The following is a 17,394-nucleotide window of genomic DNA, read 5'->3' as shown; positions in this document are numbered from 1 at the left end:
CTCGGGACTCAGGCATGGGCCGTGTTCACGGCGGGGATCGACACCTTGACCGAGCGGCCCGAGATGGCGGTGGCCCACACGTTCCAGGCCATCACCAGCATGCCGCCCAGGTACAGCAGGCCGCCGGCGAAGCGGACCACGTAGAACGGATAGGTGGCCTTCACGCTTTCGACGAAGGTATAGGTGAGCGTGCCGTCGGCATTGACCGCGCGCCACATCAGGCCCTGCATGACGCCGGCGATCCACATCGCGGCGATGTACAGCACGATGCCGATGGTGGACATCCAGAAGTGCAGCTCGATGGCGGGCACCGAGTGCATCTTTTCCCGGCCGAACAGGCGCGGGATCAGGTAGTACAGCGAGCCCATGGTGATCAGACCCACCCAGCCCAGGGCGCCGGCATGCACGTGGCCCACGGTCCAGTCGGTGTAGTGGCTGAGCGCGTTGACGGTCTTGATGGACATCATCGGGCCCTCGAACGTGGCCATGCCGTAGAACGACAGCGACACGATCAGGAAGCGCAGGATGGGGTCGTCGCGCAGCTTGTGCCAAGCGCCCGACAGCGTCATCACGCCGTTGATCATCCCGCCCCAGCTGGGGGCCAGCAGGATCAGCGAGAACACCATGCCCACCGATTGCGTCCAGTCCGGCAGCGCGGTGTAGTGCAGGTGGTGGGGGCCCGCCCACATGTAGGTGAAGATCAGCGCCCAGAAGTGCACGATCGACAGGCGGTAGCTGTACACCGGGCGGCCGGCCTGCTTGGGGATGAAGTAATACATCATCCCGAGGAAGCCTGCGGTGAGGAAGAAGCCCACCGCGTTGTGGCCGTACCACCACTGCACCATCGCGTCCTGCACGCCGGCATAGGCCGAGTAGCTCTTCATCCAGCCGGCAGGCACTTCGGCGCTGTTGACCAGGTGCAGCAGCGCCACCGCCAGGATGAACGCGCCGAAGAACCAGTTGGCCACGTAGATGTGGCGCACCTTGCGGCGGCCGATCGTGCCGAAGAACACGATGGCGTACGACACCCACACCAGCGTGATCAGGATGTCGATGGGCCATTCCAGCTCGGCGTATTCCTTGCCGGTGGTGTAGCCCAGCGGCAGGCTGATGGCCGCCGCCACGATGACGAGCTGCCAGCCCCAGAACGTGAACGACGCCAGCGGCCCCGCGAACAGGCGCACCTGGCAGGTGCGCTGCGCCACGTAGTAGCTGGTGGCGAACAGCGCGCAGCCGCCGAAGGCGAAGATCACCGCGTTGGTGTGCAGCGGCCGCAGACGGCCGTAGCTGAGCCAGGGAATGCCGAAGTTGAGTTCCGGCCAGGCCAGCTGGGCGGCGATGAAGACGCCGACCAGCATGCCCACCACCCCCCACACCACGGCCATGATCGAAAACTGCCGCACGACGGTGTCGTCGTAATGCGCGGCAGCGGTTTTTGGAGATTCCATCGTGCACCTCTTTGATTGCACGGAAAGTTTCTTCCGGATACCCGTTGGGGGCATTGACGCATGTCAACCGTTGCGATGAATCCAGCCGGGGTCACAGGGCATCAGGCCAACCACTGGCAGCACGGCTGTCCGTACAGGGTTGGCATGAGTCAGCAACCACCAGAGAATCGCCAATGGATCTCTACCAAGAAATCAGGAGTCACGCCGTGGTCACCGGGCGGATTCGAACCTGAAGCGCAACACCTGTGTTGTCAATGAACAAGGCGATCCAGACCCGCGTGTACGAGCGGTTCGGCATCCTTCCAGGACCAAATTCTGGACGGCGGGCCCGACTGGTCGTTCAACAGGGACGTCACTGCTTCGCCGCTACACCGACCACCCACGAGACTCGCTTTCTGCGCCGAGCCGAAGGAGCCTAAGCACCTTGGTAGCCACTGACCTGAAACACCCGCGATTCCTGTCGGCGCAGTCCCGCTTGCGGAGCAAAAGAAAGTTGCCCTTGGGCTGGTTGAGCGGCAGAGGGGATGCATGCGAGGCGATGCCAGAAGGTCCGCCCCACGGGGTTTAGCCCTGCATTCGAGTCGACGCCAGATCAGCTGCCGCTGCACCCGGGCAAGGTTGCGCGGGTCGCCACGGTTGCAGCACTGTCGTCGCGCCCACCTGCGTTGCGGGTATAGGTGCAGCCATAACGTGCGTCAGCGACGGTGGCCGGCGTTTTCACGTCGTCACCCGCGGGCTTGGTGCCTTTCTCGACCCAATCGGCCATCGCCTTGAATGCTTCAGACTGCTCGGCCACGGTGAAATCGCAGTGGCTGGGCGCGCGAATGGCGCGCTGCACCAGCCACTGGCCATTGCCGTTGGCCTCCACGCGGTCGCGGTAGACCTGCTCCATGTGGAAGGGCACGTACATGTCGCCCAGCGTATGCAGGGTGACCACCGGGATGCGGAACTGGCCATTGACCTGTGGCACCCAGCGCAGGCCATCGGTGCGCAGGCGGTTGGCGTCGGGTGCCGGCACCCACTTCGCGATGGTGGCGTTGAAGTCTGCCACCTCTGCCGCGCTGGCATTGAACCGGTAGACCGTACCGGTGGTGTCGATTCCCTGCTTGTTCAGTATGCCGTTGAGGGTGCCGTCGCGTCCGAAGGTGCCCCACACGGTGTTTTGCAGCGGAGCATTGGCAAAGCCTTGCTCGAAGATCGGCCGCGGCCCGCCGGTCAGGTTCATGACGATGTCTTTGAGCTTCTGCCCTTGCGGCGTCACCGGCGCAAACGATGTCTGGCTGCCGAACATGGCGTCGCGCACGCGCGGAGCGAGCGCGGCCCAGTCGGTGGTGGGTGCGGCGACGGCGGGCACACCGGCCAGCTTCTGCGCCGCCAACTGGTAGGCACCGAAATAGTTGTACAGCGACAGATCGCCCAGCACGGCGCACATCGGCAGGGCGCCCTGGTAGCGCCGCTTGTGGACCGCCGTTTGCTGCGCCTCGTCCTCGATGGCGGCGGCGGCGATGTGGCCGCCCATCGAGACACCGGTGACATAGGTGCGGGCAGGCTCTGACAGCACACGGCCGTTGGCGGCGGCAATCGCCACAAACGCATTGGCCAGCGCATTGGTGTCTTCCACGCCCACGCGCACGTCATAAAAATTCTTGGTGTAGCTGGATGCCGCCCAGGCGTAGCCGTTTTCGATCAGGTAACGCCGGAAAGCCGGGTTGGACACGGTCAGCGCATTGCCTTCACCCGCATAGCCGTGGGCGTACATCACCAGGATACCGTTCCAGTTCTTCGGAACCTCTACACGGTAGCCCGCGCCGGCATTCGTGCCGCTCCAGCGGTCGGTCTGCACCGTGGTGCCATCCATGGCTGCGAAAGGCAGGCTGGCGGTGGCCACGGCAAAACTGGTGCGGGTGTCTTGCACACGGGTTTCCTCTGGCGCGAGGCCCCCGCCACCACCGCAAGCCGAGAGCAGCAACGCACTGACGGCGCCGATGGCAGCCGTGCGGGAAGGAATCAAAAAGCGGATCGGCTGCATGCTTGTGTCTCTCTCGTTAGGGGAGCAATGACGCCCGGATTGGCGGCGCCAGTCTAGGCACGGCTTGCGTTACCCCTGTGCGGGTTTTCCCGCGCGTTTGTCACGCGGGCGACGGGTGGCGGCAGCAGCGGTTGGTCTGCCATAGGGGCCCGTCAGCCGCTGCGTGACGCGGCGGGCGTTGAATGCTGGACGGTTTGGCTTGGCGCTCCGGTCATTCATCTCGCAGGATGCGCTCGCCCTCCTGCTCCACATCCTCGAACTGGCCCCGGGACACCGCCCAGCCCAGGCCCATCAAAACCAGCAGCACCAGCACGACGGACAGGGGAATGAGCAGGTAGAGGATGTCCATCACACACCTTCCGGCAGCGGCACGTCGCTGTGGGCGGCTGGTGCCGAAGCGGGAGCGTGCGGGGAGCCGGTACCGGCTGCCAGCCGCGCCGCATTCGCGACCACCAGCAGCGAACTGAGCGCCATGCCCAGCCCGGCGAGCCACGCCGGCATCCAGCCCACGACGGCCAGCGGCACGCACAGCGCGTTGTAGAGCGCGGCCCACCACAGGTTCTGCCGCACCACGCGCAGGGTGCGGCGGGCCAGCAGCAGCGTCTGCACCACCTGTTCCAGGTCGCCGCCCATCACCACGAAATCCGCGCGCGACTGCGCCAGCGGCACGGCGCGGCCGAAGGCGAACGACACATGGGCGCCCGCCAGCACCGGCCCGTCGTTGAGCCCGTCGCCCACCATGGCCACGCGGTGGCCCCGCGCCTGCTCGGCCTGCAGCAGCGCGAGCTTGTCCTGCGGCGTGCAGTCGCCCTGCGCCCGCTCGATGCCCACCTGCGTGGCGATGCGCCGTACCGCGCCGGGCCGGTCGCCGGAGAGCAACTGCACGGCCACGCCCGCATCGCGCAGGCGGCGCACCGCGCGGGGCGCTTCGGGGCGCAGGTCTTCGCTCCAGTCGAACCGGGCCAGTTCCACGCGCGTGCCGTCGCTGCGCTGCTCGGACAGCACTACCTGCTGCTCCATGACGCTGCCCCCGGCCCCGTCACCTGCCGGGCCGCCGGCGCCCGCATGGCGCACGGAGCCCAGGCGCACGGTGCGCTCGCCCAGGGCCAGCCGGCTTCGCGCATCGGCGGCGCCATCCGCGCCCTCGCCCGCCCCCCGCAAACGCGCCACCAGGCCCTGCCCGGCCAGTTCGTGCACTTCCAGCACGTGCCAGCGCGAGGCGGCGGGCAGCCCCTCGCGCGATGCCGCAGCCACCAGCGCCCGCGACACCGGGTGCACCGAATGGCGGGCCACGGCCGCGGCCAGTGCGAGGGCGTCGGCCCGTTCCAGGCCTGGCGCCGGGTGCACGCCGCGAACGGCCATGCCGTCCCGCGTGAGGGTGCCGGTCTTGTCGAACACCACGGTGTCCACCCCCGCCAGGGCCTCCAGCGCCTGCAGGTGGCGCACCAGCACGCCCTGGCGCGCCAGCGTGCCCGCCGCGGTCAGCATGGCCACGGGCGTGGCGAGCGACAGCGCGCACGGGCAGGTGACGATGAGCACCGCCACCGCCACCATGAGCGCATGGCCCGGGTCGGTGGGCCACCACCACGCGGCGGCCAGCGCGGCGGCCGCCAGCACGGCGATGAGGAACGGCCGCGCGATGCGGTCCGCCAGCTGCGCCAAGCGCGGCTTTTGCAGCGAGGCGCTTTCCATCAGCGCCACGATCTGGGCGAAGCGCGTGTCGGCCCCCACCCGCTCCACCTTCACTTGCACGGCCGACTGCAGGTTGTAGCTGCCGGCGGTCACGGCGCTGCCCTCGGGCCGCGCCACGGGCGTGGACTCGCCCGTGAGCAGGGCCTCGTCCGCGAGCGTGTCGCCCCGCGTGATGCACCCATCGGCCGGGAAGGCCTCGCCCGGCAGCACGCGCACCGTGTCGCCCACGGCCAGGCGCCGCACGGCCACACGCGCGAAGGCGCCATCGGCCCCCAGGCGCTCCACGCTGTCGGGCAGGCGGTTCATCACCGCCTCCAGCGCGCCGGCCGTGCGGTCGCGCAGCCGCAGCTCCAGCCAGCGGCCGGTGAGCAAAAAGAACACGAACATGGTCAGCGAGTCGTAGAACACCTCGCGCCCGAAGATTCCCGCGGGATCGAAGGTGCCCGCCGTGCTCACCCCGAAGGTGATGGCCATGCCCAGCGCCACGGGCAGGTCCATGCTCACCCGGCGCAGGCGCACGTCGCGCAGCGCGTTCGCAAAGAACGGCCCGCAGGCGAAGATGACCACCGGCAGCGTGATGACCCACGAGGCCCAGCGCAGCAGCTGCTCCATCTCGGCCGTGAGGTCGCCCGGCTGCGCCACGTAGGCGGGCCACGCGTACATCATCACCTGCATCATGCAAAAGCCGGCCACCAGCCAGCGCCACAGCGCGCGGCGGTGCTCGCTTTGGCGTTGCGCCCGCGCGAAGGCGTCCATGGCCGGCAGGGCCCGGTAGCCCGCGCGCCGCACCGCCGCGATCCACTGCGAGGGCCGCACCTGCGCCGCATTCCACACGACGCGCGCGCGCCGGGTGGCCGCGCTCACATCGGCCTGCGCCACACCGGGCACGGCGCGCAGGACGTCTTCGATGGTCAGGGCGCAGGCGGCGCAGTGCATGCCTTCCAGCACCACGTGCGATTCCCAGGTCTGCGCGGTGGCATCGGCGTCGGCGCCAGAACCCGCAGGCAGGTGGGCGCGGCCGAACGACGCCCACTCCTGCGGGTCGTCGAGCAGCAAGGCAGGCTCGGCGCACGGAGCGTCCGGGGCCGGCGTTCCCGCAGCCAGATCGGGGCGGTCGGGAGGCGGCTCGAAGCGATGGGAAAGCATGGACCCGAGGCTATGCGCCCTGCCCCGTCCGCACATTGACCTGGATCAAGCCTGCCCATGCCCAGGCTTCGTAAGCTGGCATCCTCCGTCCACTTCAGGAGTCTTTCATGTACCAACGCATCCTGATCGCCACCGATGGCTCCGAACTCTCCGGCAAGGCCGTGGACCACGGCCTCGCGCTGGCGGCGCTGAGCGGCGCCGCCGTGGTCGCGCTCAAGGTGGTGCCGCGCTATCCGCGCAGCTACTTCGAGGGCGGCTCCCTCGTGGACACGGGAGATGCCAAGCGCATCGAGGCGCAGTGGACCGCATCCGCCAAAGCACTGGTGGAAGGGGTCAAGGCGCTGGGCAGCGCCCAGGGCGTGGCGGTGAAGGCGGTGGTGAGCAAGTCCGACCTCGTCGCTGAGGCGGTGATCGCCGCCGCCCGAAAGCACCAATGCGACCTGATCGTGATGGCCTCGCACGGGCGCAAGGGCCTGCAGCGGCTGCTGCTGGGCAGCGAGACGCAGCACGTGCTGACGCACTCGCACATCCCCGTGCTGGTGCTGCGCTGACCGGAAGCGGCCGCCTGCGCCGGCGGGCAGGCCGTGTGGCCCACCGATTTCGAGCCGAATCGCCCTCCAGCGCAATCGATACTAGGGCATAACGCTATCAAAAAAGGAGCATCCACCCACAGCGGGCACGCCCTTCCTCGCCGTCAGTGGTTGCCCAGGTACAGCTGCGCCATGCGCTCGTCGGCCAACAGCCCGTCAGCCGGGCCCTGCAGCACGCAGCGCCCCTGGTCGAGGATGTAGCCCTGTTGGCTGATCTGCAGCGCCTGGCGCGCGCGCTGCTCCACCATCAGCACCGCCACGCCGGCGGCGGGCAGCGTGCGCACCATGTCGAACACCTTGCCGACCAGCGAGGGCGCCAGCGCCGCCGTGGGCTCGTCGAGCACCATGATGCGGGGCGAGGGCATCAGCGCGCGGGCGAAGGCCAGCTGCTGGCGCTCGCCGCCCGAGAGGTTGCTGGCGGGCTGCGGCAGGCGCTCGACCAGGGCGGGAAAATCCGCCAGCACCGCGTCCATGCGGCGCTTGACGTGCGGCACGCCGCGCACCACCAGCAGGTTCTCGCGCACGGTGAGCGAGGGGAACACGTTGGCCACCTGGGGCACGTAGGCCAGGCCGGCGTCGAACCGGTCTTCGGCCGACAGCCGCGTGATGTCGCGCCCGCCCAGGTGGATGCTGCCCGCCACGCGCGGCAGCAGGCCCAGCAGCGCCTTCACCAGCGTGGACTTGCCCGCACCGTTGGTGCCGGCGATGGTGACGATCTCGCCCGGCGCGACGGCCAGGTCGATGCCGTGGATGATGTCCACGTCCGAATAGCCGCCGCGCAGTTGCCCGATCTGCAGCAGGTTGCTGCCGCTGCTGCTGTTGTGCGCTGCGTTGGTCATACCACCCCTCCCATGTAGGCCTCTTGCACGCGCGGGTCGTCCAGCACGGTGTGCGGATCGCCCTCGGCGAGGATGCGGCCGCGGTCCATCACGATCATGCGGTGGGACAGCGCCTTGAGCGCCTGCAGGTGGTGCTCGATCACGATGAAGGCGATGCCCTGGCCGTGCAGCTCGCGCACGCGGTCGCAGATTTCCTCGATCAGCACCGGGTTCACGCCCGCGAAAGGCTCGTCCAGCAGGATGCAGCGCGGGTCCAGCATGAGCACGCGGCCCAGCTCCACCAGCTTCTTCTGCCCGCCCGACAGGCCGCCCGCCCGCACATCGCGCACGCGCGCCAGGTTCAGGAACTGGAGGATGCCGTCGGCCTTGGCCGCCAGCTGCGCTTCGTGCTCGCGCAGGCTGCGCGTCTGGAAGAACGCGTTCACCAGGCGCTCGCCCTGCGGGTTGGCCGCGGCGGCCAGCAGGTTCTCGTGCACCGTGAGGCTCTTGAACTCGCGCGGGATCTGGAAGGTGCGCACCAGGCCCATGCGCGCGCGGCGGTACGGCGGCACGCGGGTGATGTCCTGGCCGGTGAAGGTGATGCGCCCGGCATCGGCGGGCTGCTGGCCGGCGATGGCGGCGAACAGGGTGCTCTTGCCCGCGCCGTTGGTGCCTGCAATGCCCAGGATCTCCTGCTCGGCCAGCTGCAGCGACACGCCGTCCACCGCCTTGAAGCCGCCGAACTGCCGCGTCACGGCCTCCACTTTCAGCATCGGTGCTGCTGTCGTTGCCATCATTGCGACTTCCCTCCGAACAGGCCGCTCGGGCGATACAGGGTGACCAGGATCAGCGCCAGCCCCACGGCCGCGAGCCGCAGGCTGGCCATGCCCACTTCGGACACGCCCGGCACCCAGTCCTTGGCGAAGCGCGAGCCCTCCAGGAACACCATGAGCAGCAGCGAGCCGAAGACCGCGCCGCGCACCGAACCGGCGCCGCCCATCACCAGGCCCATCCACACGTAGAAGGTGATGAGCGGAATGAACTGCTCGGGCGTGATGAAGGTGATGAAGTGCGCGTAGAACGCACCCGCCACGCCGGCCAGCGCCGCGCCCAGCATGAACACCTGCACCTTGAACCAGGCCGGGTCCTTGCCCAGCGCCGACAGCGCGGCCTCGTCGTCGCCGATGGCTTTCAGCAGCCGCCCGAAGGGGCTGCGCGTGAGCCGCACCGTGCCCCAGGACACCAGCGCGACCAGCGCGAGCAAGGTGGCGAACGTGGCCAAGTCCGACACCGGCCCCCAGGTCGCGAACAGCTTGGGCAGGCCCGGCAGGCCCTGCACGCCCTTGGTGAGCCAGCTTTCCTGCTGGATGGAGATGCGCACGGCCTCCGAGAAGCCGAGCGTGACGATGGCCAGGTAGTCGTCGCGCAACCGCAGCGACAGCAGGCCGATGGGCAGCGCCAGCAGGCCCGAGAGCACGCCCGCGGCCACGAAGCACAGCGCCAGCGGCACGCCCTGCAGCGACAGCAGGCCCGAGGTGTAGGCGCCGACGGCGAAGAACGCCACCACGCCGAAGTTCACCAGCCGCGTGAGGCCGAACTGCAGGTTCAGGCCCAGCGCGAGCAGGCAGTAGATGAGGGCGATGACGCCGATGGCGCAAAGGTAGGCAATCATGGATTCGGCTCCTTCGGCATCAGCGCACCAGCTGCACGCGGCCCATGATGCCGGCCGGGCGCAGCAGCAGCACCAGCGCCAGCACCACGAACGACAGCACCAGCTTGTAGGAAGGCCCCAGCAGCGGCACGGCCAGCTCCTGCGCCACGCACAGCAGCAGCGCGCCTAGCACCGCGCCCACCGGGCTGCCGATGCCGCCCAGCACCATGGCGGCGAAGGCGGGAATCAAGCTCTCCCAGCCCATCTCGGGGCTGACGATGGCCTTCATGCCCAGCAGCACGCCGCCGATGGCCGAGAGCGCGCCCACCAGCACCCACAGGCTGAGCATGAGCCCGCCGGCGCGGATGCCGCTGGCGCGCGCCAGGTCGGCGCTGTCGGCCACGGCACGCAACTGGCGCCCGAAGCTCGTTTTGTAGATCAGCACGAACACCACCAGCAGGCACAGCACGGCGATGCCCGCGATGGCCACGTCGGTCGGCAGCAGGCGCACGCCGCCGAAGTTCCAGGCCCGCACCAGCGGCAGGTCGAACGTGCGCTGGTCGTGCCCGGCGAAGAAAGAAATCAAACTGCGCAGCAGAAAGCCCAGGCCGATGGCCGCCAGCATGGACGACACCATGGGCCGCCCGGCCAGCTTGCGAAAGATCAGCGTGTACGAGCCCGCGGAGACCACGGCGGTCGCGGCCATGCTCGCCAGCGCCGCGGCCCACAGCGGCCAGCCGCCCAGCATCTGCACCGCCACGGCGGCATAGGCGCCGGTGGTCAGGAAGTCGCCCGTGGCCGCGTTGGGAAAGCGGTTGACGCCCATCACCAGGGTCATGGCCAGTGCGGGCAGCGCCACCACCAGGCCTTCGATCAATCCATTGATCAACAGGTTTGCGAAAGCTATCCAGGTCATTGCGTCATCTCGTTCTTACCCTGCCTTGTCAAGAAAAGCCCGGGCGCCCCCGCTCGGGGCCGCCCGGGCTGCGCCCGCTCACACCGTGATGGACACCACGTCGCGGCGCACCAGCTGGCCCTTTTCGATGATGAACACGCCGAAGTCGGGCGTGGCGTCGCCGAACTTGTCGAAGTCCAGCTTGCTGGACGCGCCCTCGTAGTTCACTTTGGCCTTCTTGCCCAGCTGCGTTTTGCCTTCGGCGAACGAGTACACGGCCGTGCCGGGGGCGTTGGACACCTCTCGCAGCTTGGCGTTGACCTGCTCCACCGTGGCCTTGGGGCCGGCCGCTTCCATGGCCAGGGCCAGCGAGATCACCATGTCGTAGGCCATGGCGGCGTAGATGTTGGTGGAGGCCGCCTTGCCCGTGGCCTTGGTGAAGGCCGCGTCGAACTGCGCGTATGAGGTGCTCTTTTCGTTGGAGACCGTCTCCACCGAGATGATGCCCTCGCACACTTCGGCGCCCAGGGCCTTCACCAGGTCGGGATTGGCCGCCCAGCCGGGGATGACCCACTTGTTGTCGGCGCTGGACTGGAACCATTCGCGCAGGATGATGGTGGTGTCGGGCAGGTACGAGCCCATCACGATCACATCGGGCTTGGCCGCGAGGATCTTCTGCAGCTCGCTGCGGTAGCTGGGGCGGCTGGGCTCGTAGGTGACGTGCGCCGCCACCTTGCCGCCGCGCTTTTCCCAGACCTTGGTGAAGCCTTCCACGTTGCCCAGGCCCGAGGCGTTGTTGAACGCCATGGTGGCCGGGCGCTTGAAGCCGCGCTTGGCGCAGATCTCGGCGAACGCCGCGCCGAAGCGGTCATTGGTGGCCTGAAAGCGCCACACCAGGTCCTTGGTGTCGAGCGTGGAGATGGCGGGTGCGCCCGACACGTTCATCTGGATGATGCCGGCCGCATCGGTCAGCGGCATCACCGCCAGCGTCACGCCCGAAGCCCAGGTGCCCAGCACGGCCTGCACCTTATTCACTTCGATCAGCTTCTTGGCGGCCAGCACGGCCGCGTCGGGCTTGGTCTGGTCGTCTTCGGTGAAGAGTTCCAGCTTGCGCCCGCCCGCGCCACCCGCGGCGTTGACCTCGTCCACCGCCAGGCGGATGGCCTGCTGCATGCCCGGGCCGTAGGGGCTGCCGGCGCCGGTGATGGGCGTGAGCGAGCCGATGCGGAAGACCTCGCCCTGCTGGCTGAAGCCGATGGAGGGAAGGCACTGCAGGGCGGCTGCGGCGCTGCCGAGCTTGACGAAATTTCTACGTTGCATGGTGTTCTCCGGTCAGGTCAGGGGGTTGGTGTCAGAGGTTGTTTTTCACGAAGGCGCCGTCCTTGACGATGGCGCGGATGCGCTCGCCCTGGTTCAGCAGGCAGGTGATGTCGGTCAGTGGGTTGCCGTCCACCAGCAGCAGGTCGGCGATGGCGCCGGGCGTCACTTCGCCCAGCTGGCCCTGCTGCCCGAGGATCTCGGCGCCGACCAGCGTGGCCTGCTGCAGCACCGGGCCGTTGCCGAGCACGTCGGCGCGCAGGCGCAACTCGTCGGCCTGCAGGTAGTGCGTCTCGGCCAGCAGGTCGCTGCCCAGGCCCATCTTCACGCCGGCCTTGGCGAGGATCTCGATGGCTTGCTTGCCCTGGCCGCGCACCGAGTCGATCTTGGCGATGGACACCGCCGGCAGGCCATAGCGCTCGCCCTCGTTGGCCAGGCCCTCGTAGGTGATGAGCGTGGGCACCATGAAGGCGCCCAGCTCGGCCATCAGCTCGGCCGTGGGGGCATCCACCAGGTTGCCGTGCTCGATGGTGCGCACGCCGCAGCGCACGGCGCGGGCGATGGCGCGGGGCGTGTAGGCATGGGCCATCACATAGGTGTTGGCGTTGGAGGCTTCTTCCACGATGGCGCGCAACTCGGCCTCGGAATAGCCCAGGTTGTTGATCGGGTCGTTGGGCGAGGCCACGCCGCCCGAGGCCATGACCTTGATCTGCGTGGCGCCCTTCAGGATCTCTTCGCGCACCGCCAGGCGGCAGGCGTCCACGCCATCGACCACGCGGCCGATGTTGCCCAGCTTGTAGGCGCACGAGCACACGTCCAGGTCGTCGTTGCGCTGGCGGAAGTCCGCATGCCCGCCCGTCTGCGACAGTGCCTTGCCCGAGGGAAAGATGCGCGGGCCCAGCACCAGCCCCGTGCGCACCGCTTCGGCCAGCGACCAGTCGCCGCCGCCCGCATCGCGCACCGAGGTGAAGCCTCGCTCCAGCATGCCCTTCATGATGGGCAGCGAGCGCAGCATGGTGAACACGTTGGGCATCCTGGCCACCGCGCCCAGGTTGAACGACGAGGCCACCACGTGCACGTGGCAGTCGATCATGCCGGGCATGAGCGTCATGCCGCGCGCATCGACCACCGTGGCGCCTTCGGGCGCCTGCAGGCCTTCGCCCACCGCGGCGATGCGCCCGTCCTGCACCAGCACCGAAAGACCCGGGCGCAGCGCCAGCGCATGCACGTCCAGCACCTGGCTGTTTTCAATCAACAAAGCGGTCATGGAATCAAAAAATCCAAAATAGGGGCTTCGAAATTACTCATGGGCTGGCGGTGATGGGGGCCAAGGCCCCGTACCGTCCCGAAGGTGGTGCACGCTGACACCTTCATTCGGGAAAAACCGTCACAACGCCGTCACAGGTTGCATTTATCGGGCCAATGGCGTCTTGTCGCAACGCCTAAAATCTCACCTGCCCATGACTACAACTCATACCACTGCATGCGCCGCCTCTGCCCCACCCTCTCGGAATTGAACGCTTTCCACTCTGCGGCAAAGCACCAGGCCTTCACCATGGCGGCCAAGGAGCTGTGCGTGACGCAAAGCGCCATCAGCCGCCACATCGCATCGCTGGAGGACTACCTGGGCCAGAAGCTCTTCATCCGCCGCTCGTCGGGGCTGGAGCTGACCGATGCGGGCGCCACCTACCTCAACGCCACGCGCCCGGCCATCGCCGCGCTGGAGTCGGCGACGGCCCAGCTCATGTCCTATGGCGGCGACGGCGGGGCGCTGAACCTCTCGGTACCGCCCACGTTCGCGGCGCAGTGGCTGTTTCCCCGCCTGGGGCACTTCAAGCGCACGCTGCCGCAGGTGTCGCTGAACTTCGTGCGCTACCAGCACGCGCACGACTTCGCGGTGCCGCACGAGTTCGATGCCGCCATCCAGTACGGCTACGGCAACTGGCCCAGCGCCAACGCCCGCTACCTGATCGGGCAGGAGACCAGCATCGTCTGCAGCCCCCAGTTGCGCGACACGCTGCCGCTGCGCACCCAGGCCGACCTGCAGCACGCCACGCTGCTGCAGCACATCGAGGTGCCGCTGGCCTGGCACGACTGGATGGCGGCGAACGGCTGCGACACCGGCGGCAGCCGCTTCGGGCCGGGCTTCAACCTGTACTCGCTCATCATCCGGGCCGCCGTGTCGGGCTTCGGCGTGGGCATCGTGCCCACCTGCCTGGTGGAGGACGAACTGCAGGCCGGCACGCTGGTGGAGCCGCTGGGCCAGCGCTTCCAGAGCCCGCTGGGCTACTACCTGTGCGCGCCCACGGCCCGCACCAACCTGTCGGTGTACCGGCTGGTGAGCGGCTGGCTGGAGCACTGCTGCAGCCACGCGGCGGGCACCGATCCGGGCGAAGGCACCGCGCCCACGGCCGGCTGCATCTTTTGCGCCAGCGGGTCAGCGGCGGCGGCCTGACTCAGGGGCATCGCCCTGCCCTGCGCCGCGGTGCCGGCAGTGACCCGCACCGCGCCGGTCAGGCCGCCCGGGCGCCGGGCCCGGCGAGGGACAGCACCGTGTTGCGCCCGGCCTGCTTGGCGGCATACAGCGCGGCGTCGGCGCTGGCCAGCAGGTCCTGGGCGTTGTCCGGCGCGCCGTCCGTCCAGTCGCAGCAGGCCAGGCCGCCGCTGACCGTCACGCACTCGAAGGGGCTTTGCGGGTGTGCGATCTGCAGCGCGCGTACCGCCGCGCGGGCCGCCGAGGCCACGAGGGCCGCGCCGGACGCGTCGGTCTCGGGCAGCACGATCACGAACTCCTCGCCACCGTAGCGCGCCACCATGTCCTCCGGCCGGCGCACCGACGCATCCAGCGCCTTGGCGACCTGGCGCAGGCATTCGTCGCCGCTGAGATGGCCGAAGAAGTCGTTGTACTTCTTGAAGAAATCCACGTCGAACAGGACGATCGACACCGGCATGCGGCTGCGCCGGCACCGGGCCATGGCGTTGGCGATGTGCTGGTCGTAGGCGCGGCGGTTGTATAGCCCCGTCAGGCCGTCGTGCTCGGCCAGGTGCTCCAGCTTGTCGTTGGCCAGCACCAGCGCATCGCGCGCCGCCGTCAGGTCGCGCTCGACGTCGCGGCGGTGCCGGATCGCCTGGATCACGCCGCCCCCCGCCAGCCCGATCACGACCACCAGCAGCAGGATGCCCAGGGCCTGCACCGAGGCCGAGCGGCGCCACTGGGCCAGCACCTCGTCTTCCGCGAGGGCCACGGTGACCAGCAGGCCATTGTTGCGGGTGTGCTCGAAGCCCACCAGCCGGCGGACCCCGTCGATGGGCGATGGTGCGGTGGCGACGCCGGCGCGGCTTTGCGTCAGCATCTGGAACAGCGGCGTGCCGCTCAGGCTGCGGCCCAGGTCCTCGGCGAAGAAGGGCCGCCGGGCCAGGACGGTGCCGTCGCCCAGCAGGAGCGCGATGGCGCCCTTGTCCCCGATCTGCAGACCATTGAGCAGGCCGAGCACGTAGTCCACCCGGATGGTGGCGAGCGCCACCCCTGCGAAGTGCCCTTCGGCGTCGTCGATGCGCCGCGACACCGGAATGATCCACACGCCCGAAGACCGGCTGACGATGGGCTTGCCGATGGCGACGCGCGTGCTCGGGCTGTCGCGGTGGTGGATGAAATAGGCGCGGTCCGCATTGTTGGCCTGGGGGTTCTGCACCGGCTGCGAATTGACCAGCCAGCGGCCATCGGGCCCGAAGACGAACATGCCGTGCAGGTGCTCCGACTGCGCCACGTGGGTGACCAGCAGGGGCTGCAGGCGCTCCAGGGCGTCGGGGGCCATCTCCGAGCGCTCCAGCTCGTACACCACGCTGCCGACCACGCGGCCGACCTCGGCGAACATGGCATCGGTCTGCTGGGCGACGGCATGCGTCAGGTTGCGCGCCGCATCGGCGGCCTGCTGCCACTCGGCATCGCGCGCCCGCCAGGCCAGCCACACGTTGGAGGCCACCAGCAGCAGCGCGACCAGCACGACGAACAGGACCGCCGACGCGACCGACCGGTCCTTGTCCGGCAGGTTCGGGGGGGCCGGGGTCGCTGGGGACCGGGGCAAGGCGGCAGGCATGCAGCAGGACTCCAGAGGGCAAGGGCAAGGGCAAGGGCAAGGGTCAGGTTAGCACCTGCCACCCCATCGGTGAAGCGGCGTTTCCCCCGCGTTCCGCGGCCCGTGCCCGCCGGGGCCGCGCCGGGTCAGGCGAACAGCCCCTTGTGCTGCTCGCGCAGCAGGTTCTTTTGCACCTTGCCCATGGCGTTGCGGGGCAGCTCGGGGGCGATGAAGCAGCGCTTGGGGATCTTGAAGTTGGCCAGCTGCGATTTGAGCCGCCCCACGATGGCGTCGCCATCGAGCTGCGCGCCGGGCTTGGGCGTGATGACGGCCACGCCGACCTCGCCGAAGTCCGGGTGCGGCACGCCGATGAGCGCGCTCTCGGCCACGCCGGGCATCTCGTTGATGTAGCCCTCGATCTCGGCCGGATAGACGTTGTAGCCCCCGCTGATGATGAGGTCCTTGCTGCGGCCCACGATGCTCACGTAGCCACGCTCGTCCACGCGGCCCACGTCGCCGGTCTTGAACCAGCGGTGCCCGTCGGCATCGGTGCTGAACTCTTCCTGCGTCTTCTCGGGCATGCGCCAGTAGCCCTTGAACACGTTGGGCCCGCGCACCTGGATATTGCCGATCTCGCCCACGGGCAGCGGCGCGCCCGCATCGTCCACCACGCGCAGGCCCACGCCCGGCAGCGCAAAGCCCACGGTGCCGCCACGGCGCTCGTCCTGGCCGCCGTGGCGCGGGTCGGCCGTGTAGGGGTTGGAGGTGAGCATGATGGTCTCGCTCATGCCGTAGCGCTCCAGGATGGTGTGGCCGGTGCGCTGCTGCCATTCGCGGAAGGTCTCGATCAGCAGCGGCGCCGAGCCCGCGATGAACAGGCGCATGTTCCGCACCGCCTCGCGGGTGAGGCCCGGCTCGGCCAGCAAGCGCACGTACAGCGTGGGCACGCCCATGAAGACGGTGGCGCGCGGCATGGCGGCGACCACCGCGCGCGGGTCGAACCGCGCCAGCCAGATCATCTTGCTGCCGTTGAGCAGCGCCGCATGGATCGCCACGAACAGGCCGTGCACATGGAAGATGGGCAGCGCATGGATGAGCACGTCGTCCGGCCGAAAACCCCAGTATTCCTTGAGCACCTGCGCGTTGGACAGCAGGTTGCCGTGCGTGAGCATCGCCCCCTTGCTGCGGCCGGTGGTGCCACTGGTGTACAGGATGGCGGCCAGGTCGTCGGCCGCCCGCGGCACGGGCAGGTGCGTGTCGCCGTGGTGCGCGGCACGCTCCAGCAGGGTGCCGGTGCGGTCGTCGCCCAGCGTGAACACGTGCTGCGTGCCGGCCGTGAAGGCGATCTTGGACACCCAGCCGAAGTTGGCGGGCGAACACACCACCACTGCGGGCTCCGCGTTGCCGACGAAGTATTCGATCTCGCCGCTCTGGTAGGCCGTGTTCAGCGGCAGGAAGGCATGCCCGGCGCGCAGCGTGGCCAGGTACAGCAGCAGGGCCTCGACCGACTTCTCGGCCTGCACCGCGATGCGGCTGCCATCCGGCAGGTCCAGCGACGCCAGCAGGTTGGCGATGCGCGCGCTGGCGCGATCCAGGTCGCTCCAGGTGTAGTGCAGGGGCGTGCCGTCGGCCGCCGTGGCTTCGACGGCGACGGCATCCAGGTCGTCCGGAAAGGCCGCGCGCAGGGCGGTGTACAGGTTGTGTTGGCTCATACAAAAAAGAGGAAAACGGT

The 17,394-nt window shown here is 68.9% G+C and carries 14 protein-coding genes; 2 read left to right on the top strand and 12 right to left on the bottom strand.

Translation table 11 applies throughout. The features are described from left to right. Positions 1–8 precede the first annotated feature (8 nt). From ccoN to AVTE2539_RS06065, 4 genes are all read right to left on the bottom strand, one after another. Positions 9–1,448 (bottom strand): cytochrome-c oxidase, cbb3-type subunit I, encoded by a 1,440-nt coding sequence (gene ccoN / locus AVTE2539_RS06080; RefSeq protein ID WP_284406787.1) that lies wholly within the window; start codon positions 1,446–1,448, stop codon positions 9–11. 592 nt (positions 1,449–2,040) lie between these two features. Next, positions 2,041–3,477, bottom strand: coding sequence for an alpha/beta hydrolase (locus tag AVTE2539_RS06075; RefSeq protein WP_284408908.1), 1,437 nt, complete (start codon positions 3,475–3,477; stop codon positions 2,041–2,043). Between the two features lie 211 nt (positions 3,478–3,688). After that, positions 3,689–3,826, bottom strand: coding sequence for a cbb3-type cytochrome oxidase assembly protein CcoS (gene ccoS, locus AVTE2539_RS06070; protein ID WP_272564155.1), 138 nt, complete (start codon positions 3,824–3,826; stop codon positions 3,689–3,691). Beyond that, on the bottom strand, positions 3,826–6,315 hold the full coding sequence (locus AVTE2539_RS06065; RefSeq protein WP_284408906.1) for a heavy metal translocating P-type ATPase: 2,490 nt from the start codon (positions 6,313–6,315) through the stop codon (positions 3,826–3,828). Before AVTE2539_RS06065 ends, ccoS begins: the two co-directional genes overlap by 1 nt. Before the next feature lie 107 nt (positions 6,316–6,422). Between AVTE2539_RS06065 and AVTE2539_RS06060 the strand changes: the two genes are divergently transcribed. Next, positions 6,423–6,866, top strand: a complete 444-nt coding sequence (locus tag AVTE2539_RS06060; RefSeq protein ID WP_284408904.1) for a universal stress protein — start codon at positions 6,423–6,425, stop codon at positions 6,864–6,866. Positions 6,867–7,009: 143 nt separating this feature from the next. Here AVTE2539_RS06060 and AVTE2539_RS06055 read toward each other — a convergent pair whose 3' ends face one another. The 6 genes from AVTE2539_RS06055 to AVTE2539_RS06030 form a co-directional block, all read right to left on the bottom strand. After that, positions 7,010–7,744 carry an ABC transporter ATP-binding protein gene (locus AVTE2539_RS06055; protein WP_284408902.1) on the bottom strand — a complete coding sequence of 245 codons (735 nt, stop codon included), beginning with the start codon at positions 7,742–7,744 and terminating at the stop codon, positions 7,010–7,012. Next, on the bottom strand, positions 7,741–8,520 hold the full coding sequence (locus AVTE2539_RS06050; RefSeq protein WP_502868869.1) for an ABC transporter ATP-binding protein: 780 nt from the start codon (positions 8,518–8,520) through the stop codon (positions 7,741–7,743). Before AVTE2539_RS06050 ends, AVTE2539_RS06055 begins: the two co-directional genes overlap by 4 nt. Further along, the gene (locus tag AVTE2539_RS06045) at positions 8,517–9,395 is read right to left on the bottom strand and encodes a branched-chain amino acid ABC transporter permease (protein ID WP_284408897.1); all 879 of its coding nucleotides are present in this window, start codon (positions 9,393–9,395) and stop codon (positions 8,517–8,519) included. Before AVTE2539_RS06045 ends, AVTE2539_RS06050 begins: the two co-directional genes overlap by 4 nt. Positions 9,396–9,414: 19 nt before the next feature. Further along, positions 9,415–10,290, bottom strand: coding sequence for a branched-chain amino acid ABC transporter permease (locus tag AVTE2539_RS06040; RefSeq protein ID WP_272564160.1), 876 nt, complete (start codon positions 10,288–10,290; stop codon positions 9,415–9,417). 78 nt (positions 10,291–10,368) lie between these two features. Beyond that, the gene (locus tag AVTE2539_RS06035; protein ID WP_284408894.1) at positions 10,369–11,589 is read right to left on the bottom strand and encodes an ABC transporter substrate-binding protein; all 1,221 of its coding nucleotides are present in this window, start codon (positions 11,587–11,589) and stop codon (positions 10,369–10,371) included. 31 nt (positions 11,590–11,620) lie between these two features. Beyond that, complete coding sequence (locus AVTE2539_RS06030) at positions 11,621–12,853, bottom strand: metal-dependent hydrolase family protein (RefSeq protein ID WP_284408892.1); 1,233 nt, start codon at positions 12,851–12,853, stop codon at positions 11,621–11,623. Positions 12,854–13,069: 216 nt separating this feature from the next. Here AVTE2539_RS06030 and AVTE2539_RS06025 point away from each other — a divergent pair, with 216 nt between their 5' ends. Continuing rightward, positions 13,070–14,041: a LysR substrate-binding domain-containing protein gene (locus AVTE2539_RS06025; protein ID WP_502868868.1), complete on the top strand. Its 972-nt coding sequence runs from the start codon at positions 13,070–13,072 to the stop codon at positions 14,039–14,041. Positions 14,042–14,099: 58 nt separating this feature from the next. Here the strand turns inward: AVTE2539_RS06025 and AVTE2539_RS06020 are convergent, their stop codons facing one another. Further along, on the bottom strand, positions 14,100–15,683 hold the full coding sequence (locus tag AVTE2539_RS06020) for a sensor domain-containing diguanylate cyclase (RefSeq protein ID WP_284408888.1): 1,584 nt from the start codon (positions 15,681–15,683) through the stop codon (positions 14,100–14,102). A gap of 125 nt (positions 15,684–15,808) precedes the next feature. Then, complete coding sequence (locus AVTE2539_RS06015; protein ID WP_284408886.1) at positions 15,809–17,374, bottom strand: malonate--CoA ligase; 1,566 nt, start codon at positions 17,372–17,374, stop codon at positions 15,809–15,811. Positions 17,375–17,394: the final 20 nt, after the last annotated feature.

It is taken from the genome of Acidovorax sp. SUPP2539, from assembly GCF_030158975.1.
Lineage (GTDB): Bacteria > Pseudomonadota > Gammaproteobacteria > Burkholderiales > Burkholderiaceae_C > Paracidovorax.
This window is presented reverse-complemented; position numbering and strand designations above follow the sequence as displayed.

Coding starts and splice junctions, on each gene's coding strand:
- ccoN (WP_284406787.1), bottom strand. CDS start 1,448: ATGGAATCTCCAAAAACCGCTGCCGCGCATTACGACGACACCGTCGTG.
- AVTE2539_RS06075 (WP_284408908.1), bottom strand. CDS start 3,477: ATGCAGCCGATCCGCTTTTTGATTCCTTCCCGCACGGCTGCCATCGGC.
- ccoS (WP_272564155.1), bottom strand. CDS start 3,826: ATGGACATCCTCTACCTGCTCATTCCCCTGTCCGTCGTGCTGGTGCTG.
- AVTE2539_RS06065 (WP_284408906.1), bottom strand. CDS start 6,315: ATGCTTTCCCATCGCTTCGAGCCGCCTCCCGACCGCCCCGATCTGGCT.
- AVTE2539_RS06060 (WP_284408904.1), top strand. CDS start 6,423: ATGTACCAACGCATCCTGATCGCCACCGATGGCTCCGAACTCTCCGGC.
- AVTE2539_RS06055 (WP_284408902.1), bottom strand. CDS start 7,744: ATGACCAACGCAGCGCACAACAGCAGCAGCGGCAGCAACCTGCTGCAG.
- AVTE2539_RS06050 (WP_502868869.1), bottom strand. CDS start 8,520: ATGATGGCAACGACAGCAGCACCGATGCTGAAAGTGGAGGCCGTGACG.
- AVTE2539_RS06045 (WP_284408897.1), bottom strand. CDS start 9,395: ATGATTGCCTACCTTTGCGCCATCGGCGTCATCGCCCTCATCTACTGC.
- AVTE2539_RS06040 (WP_272564160.1), bottom strand. CDS start 10,290: ATGACCTGGATAGCTTTCGCAAACCTGTTGATCAATGGATTGATCGAA.
- AVTE2539_RS06035 (WP_284408894.1), bottom strand. CDS start 11,589: ATGCAACGTAGAAATTTCGTCAAGCTCGGCAGCGCCGCAGCCGCCCTG.
- AVTE2539_RS06030 (WP_284408892.1), bottom strand. CDS start 12,853: ATGACCGCTTTGTTGATTGAAAACAGCCAGGTGCTGGACGTGCATGCG.
- AVTE2539_RS06025 (WP_502868868.1), top strand. CDS start 13,070: ATGCGCCGCCTCTGCCCCACCCTCTCGGAATTGAACGCTTTCCACTCT.
- AVTE2539_RS06020 (WP_284408888.1), bottom strand. CDS start 15,683: ATGCCTGCCGCCTTGCCCCGGTCCCCAGCGACCCCGGCCCCCCCGAAC.
- AVTE2539_RS06015 (WP_284408886.1), bottom strand. CDS start 17,374: ATGAGCCAACACAACCTGTACACCGCCCTGCGCGCGGCCTTTCCGGAC.